The sequence below is a fragment of the Priestia megaterium NBRC 15308 = ATCC 14581 genome (genome assembly GCF_000832985.1).
GTDB lineage: Bacteria > Bacillota > Bacilli > Bacillales > Bacillaceae_H > Priestia > Priestia megaterium.
Genome location: NZ_CP009920.1, coordinates 4367461 through 4381105 on the forward strand (window position 1 = coordinate 4367461; position 13645 = coordinate 4381105).

The 13645-nt window shown below is 34.8% G+C and carries 21 protein-coding genes; 20 read left to right on the forward strand and 1 reads right to left on the reverse strand.

Annotation, left to right across the window (positions count from 1 at the left end; all coding sequences use genetic code 11):
- Positions 1-3 precede the first annotated feature (3 nt).
- Positions 4-363, reverse strand: a complete 360-nt coding sequence (locus BG04_RS22390; RefSeq protein ID WP_034652419.1) for a hypothetical protein — start codon at positions 361-363, stop codon at positions 4-6.
- A gap of 186 nt (positions 364-549) precedes the next feature.
- Between BG04_RS22390 and BG04_RS22395 the strand changes: the two genes are divergently transcribed.
- From BG04_RS22395 to BG04_RS22495, 20 genes are all read left to right on the forward strand, one after another.
- The gene (locus tag BG04_RS22395; protein ID WP_034652416.1) at positions 550-1059 is read left to right on the forward strand and encodes a DUF3189 family protein; all 510 of its coding nucleotides are present in this window, start codon (positions 550-552) and stop codon (positions 1057-1059) included.
- Between the two features lie 351 nt (positions 1060-1410).
- Entirely contained in the window at positions 1411-1848 is a 438-nt protein-coding gene (locus BG04_RS22400; protein ID WP_034655187.1) for an ArpU family phage packaging/lysis transcriptional regulator, read from the forward strand.
- A gap of 259 nt (positions 1849-2107) precedes the next feature.
- A complete protein-coding gene (locus tag BG04_RS30640) occupies positions 2108-2257 on the forward strand; it encodes a hypothetical protein (RefSeq protein ID WP_155276303.1) in 150 nt (49 codons plus the stop codon).
- Positions 2258-2608: 351 nt separating this feature from the next.
- Entirely contained in the window at positions 2609-2974 is a 366-nt protein-coding gene (locus tag BG04_RS22410; protein WP_034652410.1) for a hypothetical protein, read from the forward strand.
- Between the two features lie 125 nt (positions 2975-3099).
- Positions 3100-3288, forward strand: a complete 189-nt coding sequence (locus BG04_RS22415; RefSeq protein WP_034652408.1) for a hypothetical protein — start codon at positions 3100-3102, stop codon at positions 3286-3288.
- Positions 3289-3542: 254 nt separating this feature from the next.
- Positions 3543-4073 (forward strand): hypothetical protein, encoded by a 531-nt coding sequence (locus BG04_RS22420; protein ID WP_034652405.1) that lies wholly within the window; start codon positions 3543-3545, stop codon positions 4071-4073.
- Positions 4074-4901: 828 nt separating this feature from the next.
- Positions 4902-5375, forward strand: a complete 474-nt coding sequence (locus BG04_RS22430; RefSeq protein ID WP_177623024.1) for a hypothetical protein — start codon at positions 4902-4904, stop codon at positions 5373-5375.
- A gap of 284 nt (positions 5376-5659) precedes the next feature.
- Entirely contained in the window at positions 5660-5920 is a 261-nt protein-coding gene (locus tag BG04_RS22435) for a hypothetical protein (protein WP_230586563.1), read from the forward strand.
- A gap of 5 nt (positions 5921-5925) precedes the next feature.
- Complete coding sequence (locus BG04_RS22440) at positions 5926-6312, forward strand: hypothetical protein (RefSeq protein WP_034652399.1); 387 nt, start codon at positions 5926-5928, stop codon at positions 6310-6312.
- Between the two features lie 118 nt (positions 6313-6430).
- Complete coding sequence (locus BG04_RS22445) at positions 6431-6658, forward strand: hypothetical protein (RefSeq protein WP_034652396.1); 228 nt, start codon at positions 6431-6433, stop codon at positions 6656-6658.
- Entirely contained in the window at positions 6658-6978 is a 321-nt protein-coding gene (locus BG04_RS22450; protein WP_034652393.1) for an HNH endonuclease, read from the forward strand. The genes BG04_RS22445 and BG04_RS22450 overlap by 1 nt, the downstream gene beginning before the upstream one ends.
- Before the next feature lie 137 nt (positions 6979-7115).
- The gene (locus BG04_RS22455) at positions 7116-7451 is read left to right on the forward strand and encodes a P27 family phage terminase small subunit (RefSeq protein WP_034652391.1); all 336 of its coding nucleotides are present in this window, start codon (positions 7116-7118) and stop codon (positions 7449-7451) included.
- Entirely contained in the window at positions 7448-9106 is a 1659-nt protein-coding gene (locus BG04_RS22460; protein ID WP_034652388.1) for a terminase TerL endonuclease subunit, read from the forward strand. Before BG04_RS22455 ends, BG04_RS22460 begins: the two co-directional genes overlap by 4 nt.
- A 5-nt stretch (positions 9107-9111) precedes the next feature.
- Complete coding sequence (locus tag BG04_RS22465; RefSeq protein WP_034652385.1) at positions 9112-10275, forward strand: phage portal protein; 1164 nt, start codon at positions 9112-9114, stop codon at positions 10273-10275.
- Positions 10259-11041: a head maturation protease, ClpP-related gene (locus tag BG04_RS22470; protein ID WP_034652382.1), complete on the forward strand. Its 783-nt coding sequence runs from the start codon at positions 10259-10261 to the stop codon at positions 11039-11041. The genes BG04_RS22465 and BG04_RS22470 overlap by 17 nt, the downstream gene beginning before the upstream one ends.
- Before the next feature lie 18 nt (positions 11042-11059).
- Positions 11060-12211, forward strand: coding sequence for a phage major capsid protein (locus tag BG04_RS22475; protein WP_034652379.1), 1152 nt, complete (start codon positions 11060-11062; stop codon positions 12209-12211).
- Between the two features lie 14 nt (positions 12212-12225).
- A complete protein-coding gene (locus BG04_RS22480; protein ID WP_034652377.1) occupies positions 12226-12525 on the forward strand; it encodes a hypothetical protein in 300 nt (99 codons plus the stop codon).
- Complete coding sequence (locus BG04_RS22485; RefSeq protein WP_034652374.1) at positions 12512-12880, forward strand: phage head completion protein; 369 nt, start codon at positions 12512-12514, stop codon at positions 12878-12880. The genes BG04_RS22480 and BG04_RS22485 overlap by 14 nt, the downstream gene beginning before the upstream one ends.
- Positions 12877-13269 (forward strand): HK97-gp10 family putative phage morphogenesis protein, encoded by a 393-nt coding sequence (locus BG04_RS22490; protein WP_034652362.1) that lies wholly within the window; start codon positions 12877-12879, stop codon positions 13267-13269. The genes BG04_RS22485 and BG04_RS22490 overlap by 4 nt, the downstream gene beginning before the upstream one ends.
- Positions 13269-13643: a hypothetical protein gene (locus tag BG04_RS22495; protein WP_034652360.1), complete on the forward strand. Its 375-nt coding sequence runs from the start codon at positions 13269-13271 to the stop codon at positions 13641-13643. The genes BG04_RS22490 and BG04_RS22495 overlap by 1 nt, the downstream gene beginning before the upstream one ends.
- Positions 13644-13645: the final 2 nt, after the last annotated feature.

Here is a 13645-nt window from a genome sequence, read left to right on the forward strand (position 1 = left end):
AAATTATTGTTTTTTGAGACTATTAAAATAATTTTCTATTTCTTGTAAAGATGGGGCTGTTTTGTAATAAAAGGTATTGTCTTCATACGTTAATTCAAATTCAGGCCAAGGAATAGCCTCATATACTTCACACATTGAACTTCTAGAACCGGCTAATTTAAATTTAGCTCTATCGGGTTGGGTGGCAGCTATATAAGCTAGTCCACTTTTACGACTTAAAGTTTGGAAAATAGAATATTTCTCTTGAGTTCCTAAGATAACTAAGTTAGTAGGATAGTAGACAACATCATTACAAGGTGTGGGTAAAGCAATTAAGTCTTTAACTAAAGCAGATGGAGTTAAACCTTTTGTTACTATTACCATTCTCATCACCTCTTCTATATTAGATAGACTAATTATTACTCAAAATGGTGAGTTTTACAAACTAAATAATTAATTTGTAAGGATTTTAATGAGAAAAGAACAGAATTTCTCTCAGCAGCGCTAAGAATGGGGCAGAGAAATATTGACCATAATGAAGAGAGATTTAGTTATTTAGGAGATGACAAGATGATCTATATTTATAACTGTTACGGAGGCACACATTCATCAGCATTGGCAGCTGCTTACCATCTAAAAAAACTACCTCTTGATAGAGAACCAACTGATAAAGAAATTTTAAACATTGATGTTTTTAATAAATTGACTCCTAAAGATATGGGGAAGTTAATTTTTCATGGATATGATGAAGACAAAAATGAAGTATACACATTAGGAAGAGGGTCTTCAAAAGTGGTGGTTCCTGCTATGTATGACTTAGCCGATCTGCTAAATAAAAAAGGAGGATTACAAACAAAAATACTTTTCTCCAATACGTCTCCCACCGTGCCTTTAGCTATGACACTAGGAGGTTTTTTTTCAAGAAGGTTAAAAATTAATGTAATTGGCGTCCCTTTATTAATAATAGGTACTAAACAGGCACATAAAAAAATCATTAGATTAGTGGAGCAAACAAAGAAATCTGCAAAAGTGACTGCATCAAAAATAGAAGTTTTAGATAATAGTTTTAGCAAGCAATAAACATGTTTTGATAATAAAAAAGCGCCCAACTAAGAGCGTCAAGTTTTCAGGTGGTGAAAAAACGGGTCTGTAAAGAGTATTAGCAATATGTATAGTTTAGAACATAAAAAGAGATGCTCGGTTAAAGCATCTGAAAGTGAATCACATGGATTATCAATATATTGTAAGTAAGCAACTTTTAGAACATAAAAAAGATGCCCATTTAAGGGCATCCTTAATGGGAAAACCACATAGTAGAAGGTTATTTTATTATATTCTATATAAACGAAAAAAAGACCAAGATTTCTCTTGATCACCGTATTTACATTTTAGCATAGGAGGGATCCAAAGGTGGGAAACCAATTATCATTTATGCTTCCTGAGATAGACAGAAAAGAGACGCAACAAGCAGTAGAAGATGCTTTAGAAAAATATAGATTGTTTAAATACTTATCTTTTGAAGAAAGGGAAGTTTCCATTACTGCTAGTTCTGAAGTTCGTTATCATGGCCCAACAAATGAAACGAGTGACCAAACAGGTTCCATTGCAGCATATAATGTGGACCAGGAAAAGATGAGAAAAGACTTCTGCTTTCGTGTGGAAAGGGCAGTAAGTCGTTTGCCGAAGATGGAAAGATTCTTAATCGAAGAAAGATACATGTCCTTAGAAACGGAATATTTAACAGACTACAATGTGTACAGTTTTAAATTCCAACCACCTATTTCCGAAAAGACATATTCTAAAATCAGATGGAAAGCTTTTTATAAACTAGCTCTCAATCTAAGCCTAGTTGTTCTCAAAAATTCATAACGGGAAAAATAATCCAAAAACATTCCTAAAATAAATCGAAAAAAACTCGAAAATAAGTCGTGGTACTTGCTTTAGTACATGGTAAATTTATATTATCAAGAAAATATCAAAGAGAGAGCGTTCCTAAGTTGTAGGAGCGCTTTTGTTATGTCTGAATGTATTTGCTTTTGTTATGTCTGAATGTATTTACATTAAAACTTATTTAAAACGTCATATGGGTGAATCAGAAAGTCTACAATTAATTAAGAAGGTGATTGTAATGGAAATTAAAAATCATCTTAACACAGAACAATTAAGTCACCTAGAAAAGATGGGAAAACGTAAAGAAAAGGTTAACTGGAAGGACATCATGGGAACAAATAGACAAACTTTGAAGCGTGGCCGTGGCGGGGCGATGAAAAGGAAATAAAAAATAAATAATCTTTAGTATAACAAATGATTAATTGGGCATATTGTGAATACCGACTAGTAGTTTAAGTTCCTACTAGTAGGACGGGGAGAAGCACATGGTAAGTAGATCCTCCTTTATATCTCTGAAAAGCACCCTCCTCTGTGGGTGTTTTTTATTTTTTGTACAGTATAGTTTTGAAAAAAGAACACATACTATGAGTAGTCGGCGACTCCCTTTGCTGACGAATCGTTTCTCCTTTAAATGAGAATTCTTCCAAGAAGCACCCTCACGGGTGTTTTTATTTTGAAAAAATCTGTTAATTATCCCTTCTTGCCCAATATAATTAAATAAGACAGGGGGTGGAACTTAATGGAAGATAATTGGAAGAAGTTATATGCTCGTAAAAATGAAAATTTTACCTTTGTAGAAGAAGAGGTAAAGCAACTCTTAGAAGAAGTTGTTAAAGTAATTAACAACCACCTAAATAACGTTCATGTTAGAAACGCGGAAATTAAAGACACATATATTGATTTCCCAGACTGTAAGGTTACATTTGAAATTGATAAAAAGCAGATTATCTTTGTAAAAGAAGATAATGTAGGTGGCTTACAAACACAAGCTGAACTTGTTATTAGTGACCGAAACTTAATTACCTTTGTACAAACAGAAAAAGGATATTTTGATTTTGGTGAACCGTTAATAGATGAGGTACTTAGGTATCTGTTAGTGGATTAAATTCTATACCGAAGTAGTTAAAAAGGATGCTGATTCGTCAGTGTCCTTTATTTTTTTCTAAAAACAGAAAAATGTGTTAAATATTTCTTTCCGTCCGATATAATTAGGACAGGGGGGTGATTCTAGTGAAAATCTTGGTGAAATTTAAAGACGGTATGGTAATAGAAGTACCGATTCAAGAGGGATCAGGCTTTCTTGGACAAGGTAATCTGCTTGAATTAATCCGAAAAGGTAAAGAACTAAATAGTACTATTCAGTTTGGTGATTTAGAACGAAGATATAGCGATTTGTACTCTTACGAAATTATTTTGTAAAAAAAGAGCATCCTTTCGAGGGTGCTTTTTTATTTAATAGGTTCAACTTAAGTTGACCATCTAAAGTTAATTTAGGTTGAGCTTATTTAACGTTAGTAAAATTATATGTAACATATACTTCTACAAGTAGGAAAGGAATTACTTTTTTCTTATGTGACCTTTAGGAAGGTAATTTTTAATACTAATAAATAGATTAAGCACTTTAATTAACTTTGTAGAATAACATGCGAAAAACAATTAAAGGAGTAGAAAAAATGTATTATCCGTATGATTATAGAAATTGTTGTTCATGCTTATGTTGTCCTCAAGGGTGCAGTTGCTATTGTGGAAATGATCCTACAGATAATGGTTGTACCTGTCACTTGGATCCGTATATTAAATTAAAGTACAATACTGTACTTTTAGAGATGAAAGGAACGAATGTTCCTTTAATACAACTAGCTATTTTCTTTGAACATGCTTTTCCTGAGCAAATTATGATTCCTGTTCATCTAACTAATAAACAAGTTAGTTTTGATTTTAGAAACCAACGTGTTAAAGACATTATTCAAAGGTTGGGGTTAGTTCCACTTAGGGACAAACTGATGCCTCGTGCACAATCGGTTGGAAAAGGAAAAAGAGATTACTGCTGTAGAACTTACTTTATTGATAGTAGCACTGGGGAGAAACATTTCATAAAAGATCATAACTATTCTTCATATCCTCAGTTGGCTAAAGAAAGATGTCAATTATATGCTCTAGAAGATGGAGCGAATAGCTCAGAATATGATGAGGGACATTGCTAACTTTAACATGTTAAGTGTGTAAAAAGCGCCCTCCTTCGTGGGTGTTTTTATGTTCAGTAAGGTATAAAAATACTAAGAAAAGCAAAGACTGTGAATGGTCGCTTCTGCTGGCTACCAATTACTTTCATCTTCAAGGTTTACGTGGATAGCGCCTCTTCCGTGAGGTGCTATTTTATTTTGGAAAATCATTAATTGGCAAGATACTTAAACATACAATACACACTAATAAGAAGGTCATCATACTTTAATGAAAGCTTTCCTTTAAAAGTTGAAACAAAGTAGGTGATTAAATGTTCTATTCTAATTTCTATACTCCTTTTAACTATGCTTTCTACCCTTATTTCATGCCCTCTTTTGGACGTCCTACTGGATATGTACTGAATTCTAGTGGTGAAGTTGACAGTTGGTGGGGGAATTATCCATTGGGGCACCCTGCTAAGGCTCCAAAACTTGGGGTTGGGGGACAGACGCCTATTTCAGGACCTGCCATACCTTTCAGTTTCAGGGGTTACTATTAAAATAATTAACAGAAGGATACTAATTTATTAGTGTCCTTTTTTTGTCTATTCTGTCTATATAATATATTCTTGTTGAAATATATTCCAAATAAAAAACTTAAAAGTATTCTTAGTATATACAAAAAAGACATGGGCTGGTGCATAGCTAATGTCTTTTTTGGTACTAGACGGCTTAAAGTGTTTATTTAAATCAGCTGTATAAGTATTAAACTTTTAGAATTTTATTATTTTTTCAGACATAGGTATATGTCTATGCTTTATTACTGATTCTACATAGTCTAGACTGTAACCTATTTGAAGGAGAGATAATATGAATAACATAAGACAAAGCTTTGATAGGCATGGAGGCATGGGAGGATCTCTGGGAGGATCTCCTGGTATGGGTGGATTCCCTGGCATGGGAGGATCTCCTGGTATGGGTGGATTCCCTGGTATGGGAGGATCTCCTGGTATGGGTGGATTCCCTGGCATGGGAGGATCTCCTGGTATGGGTGGATTCCCTGGCATGGGAGGATCTCCTGGTATGGGTGGATTCCCTGGCATGGGAGGATTTCCTGGTATGGGTGGATTCCCTGGCATGGGAGGATCTCCTGGTATGGGTGGATTCCCTGGCATGGGAGGATTTCCTGGTATGGGTGGATTCCCTGGTATGGGTGGATTCCCTGGTATGGGTGGATTCCCTGGCATGGGTGGATCTCCTGGTATGGGTGGATTCCCTGGCATGGGAGGATCTCCTGGCATGGGTGGATTCCCTGGCATGGGTGGATTCCCTGGCATGGGCTAGGAGCTATAGTTGTTCCACAATAACTAAAAATAAAAGCGAACTCTCTTATTTCTATTAAGGGGGTGCGTTTTTATTATGAGAATAGTAATTTTGCTTTTATGAGTACTAACTATTTAAAACAGCCTATAAAAGCATACTTTTAAGAGCGGTTTATCTCTGTCTAAAACTTATGACTTTCTGAACGATATAAATTAAAGGATACTGATTCGTCAGTGTCTTTTTATTTTTGAGAACAGGTGATTGTCACTCTTTGTCGAATTAATAGATAAAAAGGTGATACACATATGCTTAAACATATGCTTAAATTTAAAGTTATTTTTGAATTTATAAATGGCAGGACAAAAGAATTAAAATTTGAAGCCACATCAAAGAAAGAAGTTATTAGTCATATAACAAAACATGAAAAATTCATTTCAAATGAAAAAGAGCTAGTGCACATCAATTTAAATAATGTGGTACAGTTTGTGGTTACAGAAGAAAAAAATAATAATAATAAGGTAAGAATAAATAACTTTTTGTCGAATAGAATAGACAAAAGGTGGTAATAGATATGACCGATAAAAATTGGATTAATGCTTATGTTTCTAAAATTTCAGGAAAACATTTCGAACCGTTACTGATTCAAGATATTATTGACTCTTTCATTGAGATGTTAAATGTAAAGCTAAATGATAATCAACAGCCTAAAGCCAATTTTAATAAAGAAGAAAATGAAATTTCATTTCCAGACTGTTTAGTTTCTTTTAAAATTCAAGGATCTGTATTGAGTTTGAGGAAAGTTTTAAAATCTAACCATCAAGTTGCAGGTGGAATTAAAATTTTTGATACAGGTTTGGCTTATCATTTAAAATCTGGTGCAGAGTTGATTGAAGAAGTTGAAACTATCTCCGAAGCATTAGATAGGGCGCTAGGTTATTTACTTTTAGAGTTGAAATAAAAGTTAATATTTTCATAAGTTTAAGTCACTCTAATGAGTGGCTTTTTATTATGTCTATAATACGTAAGTTGAAATATGCGCTAAATAATAAATAAAAAAAGAAAAGGTGGCAATATAGATGAGGGATGATAAGTATACACTAATCTATGCATCTAATATTCCAGAACCTAAACAAGACTTATTATGTATCATATTGGAAGATATTAATAGCGTACCTAAAGATAAGGATGGAGCAGTGATTGGTAAGGCAAAAGGTAAACATCCAGAAGGTATGATTGTTATAGGAGATAAACCTTATGAAGATTACTTTCGAGTCCATACACAAGATGAGAATAAGGTTAAGTAATGAAAGAGTATAAGACAAAGGAACAGAAGTTAAAGTTCTACAAGTCAAAAGAATGGAAACAGCTAAGACTTAAAGTATTAGAACGTGATAATTATGAATGCCAAGAATGCAAACGTAATGGATTAGTTTACACAGATAATCATAATCCTGATAAACATAAACGTTTAGATGTTGACCATTTAAAAGAGATTGAAAATTTTCCTGAGCTTGCTTTGGATATTGATAATTGTGAAGTGAAATGTGTAAAATGCCACAATAAAAAGCATAATCGTTTTAAATTTAAAAAGAAAAATAATAAATGGAACGATGAGAAATGGTGAAGCATCCCCCGTCAAAATATTTTGATGTCAAAAAATTAGTTGGGGAACGAGGAGGGGGCTCGATTTTCCAAATTTGCCGCGCTTTTTCGTGAGACTATTAAATTGGGATTAATTGCAAGTGGGAAGGAGGGGACCAGGTGGCTAAAATCAAGCGGGAAACATTGCGGAAACGGATTGAAAAAGATCTAAGAAATCAGCTAAGTGAGAAAAAGATTGTAGGAAATCACTATGAAGATTTGGTACAAGACTATTTATCTTTATGGGATTTAAAATGCAATCTTATTGAGGACATCGAAACGAACGGAATTAAAGTTACTGGTATGCATGGCCCTAAGTCCAATCCTTCCATAAACGATTTACATAAAACGAATGATCGAATGTTAAAAATCCTAGATGCTCTTAGTTTAGAAGCGTCTCCAGAAGAAAAGAATTCTCCTTCAAAACCTAAGCGCTCTGCTAAGGATTTAGTATGATAAGCAACAAATACGTTGATGAATATATTCACCTTTACGAAACAGGGAAAATTAAGCTAAATAAAGAGCGCATTATGCTTATTAAGTACCTACAGAAACATGTACTTGTGAGGGATGATATATATTTCAATGAGGAAATGATTGAGAACTATATAAAGTTCACAGAGAAATGGTACTTCAAGCTGCAACCATTTCAGAAGTTCATAGCGCCATTTGTCTTTCTTTATTACAAAGAAGATGACAGCGTTTTTTATGACCAATTTTTTATAACCATGTCCCGTGGTGGCGGAAAAAACGGTTTTATCTCTAGTTTAAGTCACTTCTTTATTAGCCCGCTGCATGGTATTCCTAAATACAATATCTCTATTGTTGCTAATAACGAAAAGCAAGCAAAACTCTCTTTTAAAGAGGTTTATGATTGTATAGAAAATAACGAAGTGCTCGAAGATCTTTTCTATCGTACCAAAGTCGAAATAATGGGCTACGATACAAAAAGCATTATGCAATACCATACATCAAATGCCAGTTCTAAAGATGGTTTACGTGATGGATGTGTTATTTATGATGAAATTCATCGATATGAAAATTTTGATGTTGTAAATGTATTCTCTAGCGGGCTTGGTAAAGTGCCCAACGCTAGGGAATTTTTTATTGGTACAGATGGCTATGTTCGTGAAGGATTCTTAGACAAGATGAAGGAACGGGCCATGAATATTTTAGAGGGCAAAGATTTAGATGATCCTCTTTTTCCGTTCATCTGTAAAATTGATGAAGCCGAAGAAGTTAATAACCCGGATATGTGGGAAAAGGCTAACCCAATGTTTAGTGAGCCAAGAAGCTCATACGCAAAAGGCTTATTTAAAAAGGTTTTAAGACAATTTAAACAGCTAGTTAATAATCCATCTAACAGAGAAGAGTTTATGACTAAGCGCATGAACTTTCCAGAAACGGATCTTTCTAAAAGTGTTGCGTCTTGGGAGGAAATTTGGAGAACGGGTTATGAAGAGGACGGAAAAACACTTAGAGAAATTCCAGACTTAAAACATCGTGTAGCTGTAGGTGGTCTTGACTTTGCAAGTATCAAAGACTTTGCAGCTGTTGGGCTTTTGTTCAAAGTTGGTGAAGATTATATTTGGAAAAGCCATTCTTTTGTTCGTAAAGGATTCCTGGACAAAGTGACGTTAAAAGCTCCTATAAAAGAGTGGGAAGAAAAAGGACTGCTTACAATTTTAGATGAACCAGTTATTAATGTTAAACACATAGTTGATTGGTTTGTAGAAATGCGTGAGCTATACGGGGTTAATACAATTGTTGGTGATACTTTCCGCTTAGATCTAGTCAAAACAGCTTTAGAAGCAGAAGGGTTTATATTGCTTTTTATAAGAAATCCCAAAGCTATTCATTCTCTTTTAGCTCCACGGGTAGAAACGTTATTTGCTAATAACCATATTATTTTTGGTGATAATCCAATGATGCGCTGGTACACAAATAACGTCCTGGTGAAAATTAAGCCGGATGGCAATAAAGAGTATTTAAAGAAAGATGAATTTAAACGGAAAACAGACGGATTTCAAGCATTTATTCATGCCTTATGGCAAGCGGATAATCTTCTCACTGATGAATTAGATTTCATGCTATCCGACATTAAGTTTTAAAGGGGGTGAGAACAATTGGATTATTAGATGCCATTTTTAAAAGAGATAGTGAACTTGGATATATGTTTGATGTAGAAATGTTTGTTGAAACAGCAAACAGAGTCCATATGAAGAAATTAGTTTTAGATACTTGTATTGCTTTCTTAGGAAGGACAATTAGCCAGTCAGAATTTAGGGTTAAGAATGGCAAAACATTTGTGAAGGATGAACTTTATTATCGCTTAAATGTTAGGCCAAATAAAAATATGACAGCTAGTACATTTTGGGAAACGTTTGTTCACAAATTGATTTATGACAATGAGTGCTTAATTATTCAATCAGATGATGATGATCTGCTTATTGCTGATGATTTTCAACATAATGAATATGCGGTATTTGAAGACACGTTTTCAAATGTAACAGTCAAGGACTATACATTTAAGCGGGTTTTTAAGCAGAGTGATGTTATCCATTTGCGATACCGAAACGAGCGGTTAACACCATTAATTGACGGTCTTTTCACAGATTACGGGGATCTATTTGGACGAATTCTAAGTTCCCAAAAGCGGAAAAATCAAATTCGCGGTACTGTCGATATGGATATGATAGGAGCTAAAAGCCCACAGCATCAAGCGAAGCTCCAGGAATTCATTGATAACATGTATAAAGCTATCGGTGAAAAAGATGTGGCCATTATTCCGCAGCAACCAGGCTTTAAATATTCGGAAACGTCTGGCGGTGGAACCACTGGCCAAAGCGTAGATGAAATTAATAAAGTGACAAATGGTTTCTTTAATCAAGTAGCAATGGCCTTGGGTATTCCTACTAGCCTTGTATATGGAGATATGGCCGACATAGAAAAACAAACGAAAAACTATATGCTTTTTACTATTAATCCTTTGCTTAAAAAACTAGCGGATGAAGCAAATGTGAAGTTTTTTGAGCAAGAAGAATATCTTTCTGGCCAAAAAATTGATATTAAAAGCATTTCTTATCAAAGCTTATTTGATCTTGCTACAGCGATTGACAAACTTATTTCTTCTAGTGGCTTTACTGGTAATGAAATTAGATTGGAGGCGGGTTATGAACCTTCCGATGATCCGAACCTGGACAAACATTATATTACTAAAAACTATACTGAAATGAACAAAGTTGAAGGAGGTGACGAACAAAATGACGGTGAAAATTGATGTTAAAGGGCCAATCATTTCAAATGATGAAGCTTGGATTTATGAATGGTTTGATATGGATTTTACTAGTCCAAAAACGGTTATTGACCAGTTAGCTAATGCAAATGGTGAAAATGTAATTGTATCTATTAATAGTCCAGGCGGTTATGTAGATGATGGATCAGAGATTTATACAGCTCTGAAAGCTTATCCTGGCCATGTAGAAACTCAAATTGTAGGTTTAGCTGCAAGCGCAGCATCTTTTATTGCTACTGCTGGTGATAAGGTAGTGATTGCACCAACAGCAAAGTTTATGATTCATAATGCTTCTATGGGTAACTTAGGGGATCATCGTTCGATGGAAAAAGCTTCTCAAATGTTGAAGACAACAGATAGAACGATTGTAAATGCTTATGTATTGAAAACAGGTAAAGATGAACAAGAGCTTTTAGATATGATGGCAGAAGAAACATGGATGGGGCCACAAGAAGCATTGGAGCATAATTTTGTGGATGAAATCATGTTTATGGACAATCCAATTAAATTAACCGCTTCTAGTGCTATATCTGCAATGATTCCACAAAAAATTATTGATAGCTTTAGAAATGGAATGATTAACAAGGGTAAGCCTGAAGGAGTAACAAAAGAAGATCTAAAGGCATCACTTGCAGAATTTAAAAATGAAATTCTGAACGAATTACAACTTAATAAAACAAACGAACCAAAAGAGCCTACTCTTAAACCAGCTAATAAGCGGGATTTGAGTAAGCTCTTTTTAAGTTTATAAAATTGGAGGAAGTCATAAATGACTATTAAATTTAACAAATCAGAAGCTATGAATGAGGCTAAGTCAAAATTAGCAGCGGTTTTAACAAATGCAGAATCTACAGAACAAGAACAAACAGCAGCCTTTCAAACTTATTTTGATACCTTGCAGCACGAAGTTGCAAACAACGTTCGTAAGCAAGTAAATGATGAAATGCTTGACCGCTCTATTCTTCAGCAACGTGGCCAAAATGTATTAACTTCTGCTGAAATGAAGTTTTTTAATGCGGTTGTACAAGATGGCGGTTTTAAGGATGATTCTATTCTTCCAGACACAACACAAGAACGTGTATTTGAAGATCTAGTAACAGAGCATCCATTATTAGATGCTTTAGGGTTACAAGATTTAGGTGCAGTAACACGTTTTATTTATTCAGATCCAGAAGGTGCAGCTGTATGGGGGCCATTATTTGGTGAAATTAAAGGCCAAATTAATGCTGCCTTCCATGAAAAACAAATTGGCCAATTAAAACTAACTGCCTTTGCTGCTATTCCAGATGATATGCTGCAATTAGGCCCGGTATGGGTGGAGCGATATGTACGAACAGTTATTGTAGAAGCTTATGCTGTAGGGTTAGAAAATGGATTTGTAAATGGTAATGGTAACAATCAGCCAGTAGGTCTATTAAAAGATGTTAACGCTGAAACGGGTGCAGTAACAGATAAAGCATCATCTGGTAAATTAACTTTTAAACCCGGTCGAACTACTGTAATTGAATTAAAAGACGTTGTTAAAGGTCTTTCTAAAAATGCAAAAGGCAAAAACAGAAAAGTTGCAGGGAAAATTGTTATGGTTGTTAACCCATTTGATAATTTTGATATTCAAGCCTCTGCTACTACTCAAAATGCAAATGGTGTATATGTAACAAATTTACCTTTTAACCCGCAAATTGTAGAATCTGAATTTGTTCCTGAAGGCAAAGTTATTTTCTTTGTTAAAGGTGAATATATCGCTGCTGTTGCTGGTAACTACCAATTGAAAAAATTTGATCAGACGTTAGCTATTGAGGATGCAATTCTTTACACAATCAAGCGCTTTGCAAATGGTTTACCAAAAGATAATAAAGCGTCTGCTGTTTATGACTTGGAAATTGATGAATCTTTAGAAGCGGAAGCACCCGCAGGAGCATAAAGGAGCTGAAGTGATTGGAAATCACAGATAAATTACTTCAGGAATTTAAAGATAGAATGCATTTTACACATAAAGGGGAGGACAGCAATTTAAAAGAATTGTTGTCCTTTTCTATTGACGATATTACACGGAAATGTGGAGCATTTAACATTGAAGAAAACAAGGGAGCAAAAGAATTAGTCTTTGAGCGTACCCGCTACGCTTACAATGATGCTCTTGAATACTTTGACAAGAATTTTCAAAGTCAAATTAACAGTGTAGGTTTTTCTATAACTATGGGAACTACAGAAGGTGATCCAGATGCAGCCATTTAAATATACGCCTCCAAGAATTCATACAGGGGAATTAAAAACATGGGTTACTTTTTATGAAGCTAAAGAGAACGAAGGGCCATTACCAGGAGAGAATCCAAGGAACGTCCTTTATGAATGTTGGGCCAAAGTTGATGAAGTATGGACTAAAGATATAGAAATTGCCAAGTCAAATGGTACTTTATCAGACTTAACCATTTCTATTAGAGATCCTAGAGGTGATTATTCACCAACAAACAAACATTATGTGCAAGTTCATACCCCTGAATATGAGGGTTTAAGATACAACATTAAACAGGCTTTTCCTGACTTACAGAACCGAGATTTCATTAAGGTTATAGCCGAGGTGTCAAAATGAGTGTTCAAATTAAAGGTTTAAATAACCTGTTAGCGGATTTAGAAAAACGCCTTGGCCCTGCTAAAGTAAAAAGTATTAGTGACCAGGCTTTAAAAGAGGGCGCAAAAGTTTTTGTAAAGGAATTAAAGGCGCAATTTGAATCCTTTAAAGATACTGGTGCATCCATTGATGAAATTACGATTTCAGAGCCAGAGTATGTTGCTGGTGTAAGAACAATTAAAATACATTGGCGTGGCCCTAAAGACAGGTATCGGATCATTCACCTTAATGAATGGGGAACGGTTAAAAACCCTAACCCTAAAGGTAAAGGAGCTATTGCCAGAGCCATGCGTAATGCGGAAAATGCCTATAAAGCAGCGGTGAGAGAAGCTGTAAGGAGAGGTATTTAATGCTCTATAAAGTATACGATGTACTAAATACTAGTGATCTTATTAAAGAAAAAGTAGGAAAACAAATTAAGTTTTATAAGTACCCATCTACTGATAATATGCAAGGTGTTTACATCGTAATTGATCCAATAGATGTACCTAAACCTGGCGATTATGCAGATAACAAATGGTTAACAGACGAATATTTTTATCAAATTGAAGTCTGGTCTATGAATCTGTTTGATACACAAGCTGTTGCAAAAGAGGTTCGTAATGTTATGTGGAACGAATTGGGTTTTGCTCAACTAATACCAGGTCTTGATGAATTTGACGAAGATACGGGGATTTACCGCGATGCTAGGCGCTATCGCGGTAAAGAGTATGTAGAAATATAAAG

Excerpts from the sequence above, each read along its gene's own strand:
- BG04_RS22485 (WP_034652374.1), top strand. The coding sequence starts at position 12,512 with ATGCAGCCATTTAAATATACGCCTCCAAGAATTCATACAGGGGAATTA.
- BG04_RS22475 (WP_034652379.1), top strand. The coding sequence starts at position 11,060 with ATGACTATTAAATTTAACAAATCAGAAGCTATGAATGAGGCTAAGTCA.
- BG04_RS22395 (WP_034652416.1), top strand. The coding sequence starts at position 550 with ATGATCTATATTTATAACTGTTACGGAGGCACACATTCATCAGCATTG.
- BG04_RS22410 (WP_034652410.1), top strand. The coding sequence starts at position 2,609 with ATGGAAGATAATTGGAAGAAGTTATATGCTCGTAAAAATGAAAATTTT.
- BG04_RS22445 (WP_034652396.1), top strand. The coding sequence starts at position 6,431 with ATGAGGGATGATAAGTATACACTAATCTATGCATCTAATATTCCAGAA.
- BG04_RS22420 (WP_034652405.1), top strand. The coding sequence starts at position 3,543 with ATGTATTATCCGTATGATTATAGAAATTGTTGTTCATGCTTATGTTGT.
- BG04_RS22490 (WP_034652362.1), top strand. The coding sequence starts at position 12,877 with ATGAGTGTTCAAATTAAAGGTTTAAATAACCTGTTAGCGGATTTAGAA.
- BG04_RS22390 (WP_034652419.1), bottom strand. The coding sequence starts at position 363 with ATGGTAATAGTAACAAAAGGTTTAACTCCATCTGCTTTAGTTAAAGAC.
- BG04_RS22400 (WP_034655187.1), top strand. The coding sequence starts at position 1,411 with ATGCTTCCTGAGATAGACAGAAAAGAGACGCAACAAGCAGTAGAAGAT.
- BG04_RS30640 (WP_155276303.1), top strand. The coding sequence starts at position 2,108 with ATGGAAATTAAAAATCATCTTAACACAGAACAATTAAGTCACCTAGAA.
- BG04_RS22430 (WP_177623024.1), top strand. The coding sequence starts at position 4,902 with ATGAATAACATAAGACAAAGCTTTGATAGGCATGGAGGCATGGGAGGA.
- BG04_RS22470 (WP_034652382.1), top strand. The coding sequence starts at position 10,259 with ATGACGGTGAAAATTGATGTTAAAGGGCCAATCATTTCAAATGATGAA.
- BG04_RS22435 (WP_230586563.1), top strand. The coding sequence starts at position 5,660 with ATGCTTAAACATATGCTTAAATTTAAAGTTATTTTTGAATTTATAAAT.
- BG04_RS22440 (WP_034652399.1), top strand. The coding sequence starts at position 5,926 with ATGACCGATAAAAATTGGATTAATGCTTATGTTTCTAAAATTTCAGGA.
- BG04_RS22450 (WP_034652393.1), top strand. The coding sequence starts at position 6,658 with ATGAAAGAGTATAAGACAAAGGAACAGAAGTTAAAGTTCTACAAGTCA.
- BG04_RS22460 (WP_034652388.1), top strand. The coding sequence starts at position 7,448 with ATGATAAGCAACAAATACGTTGATGAATATATTCACCTTTACGAAACA.
- BG04_RS22495 (WP_034652360.1), top strand. The coding sequence starts at position 13,269 with ATGCTCTATAAAGTATACGATGTACTAAATACTAGTGATCTTATTAAA.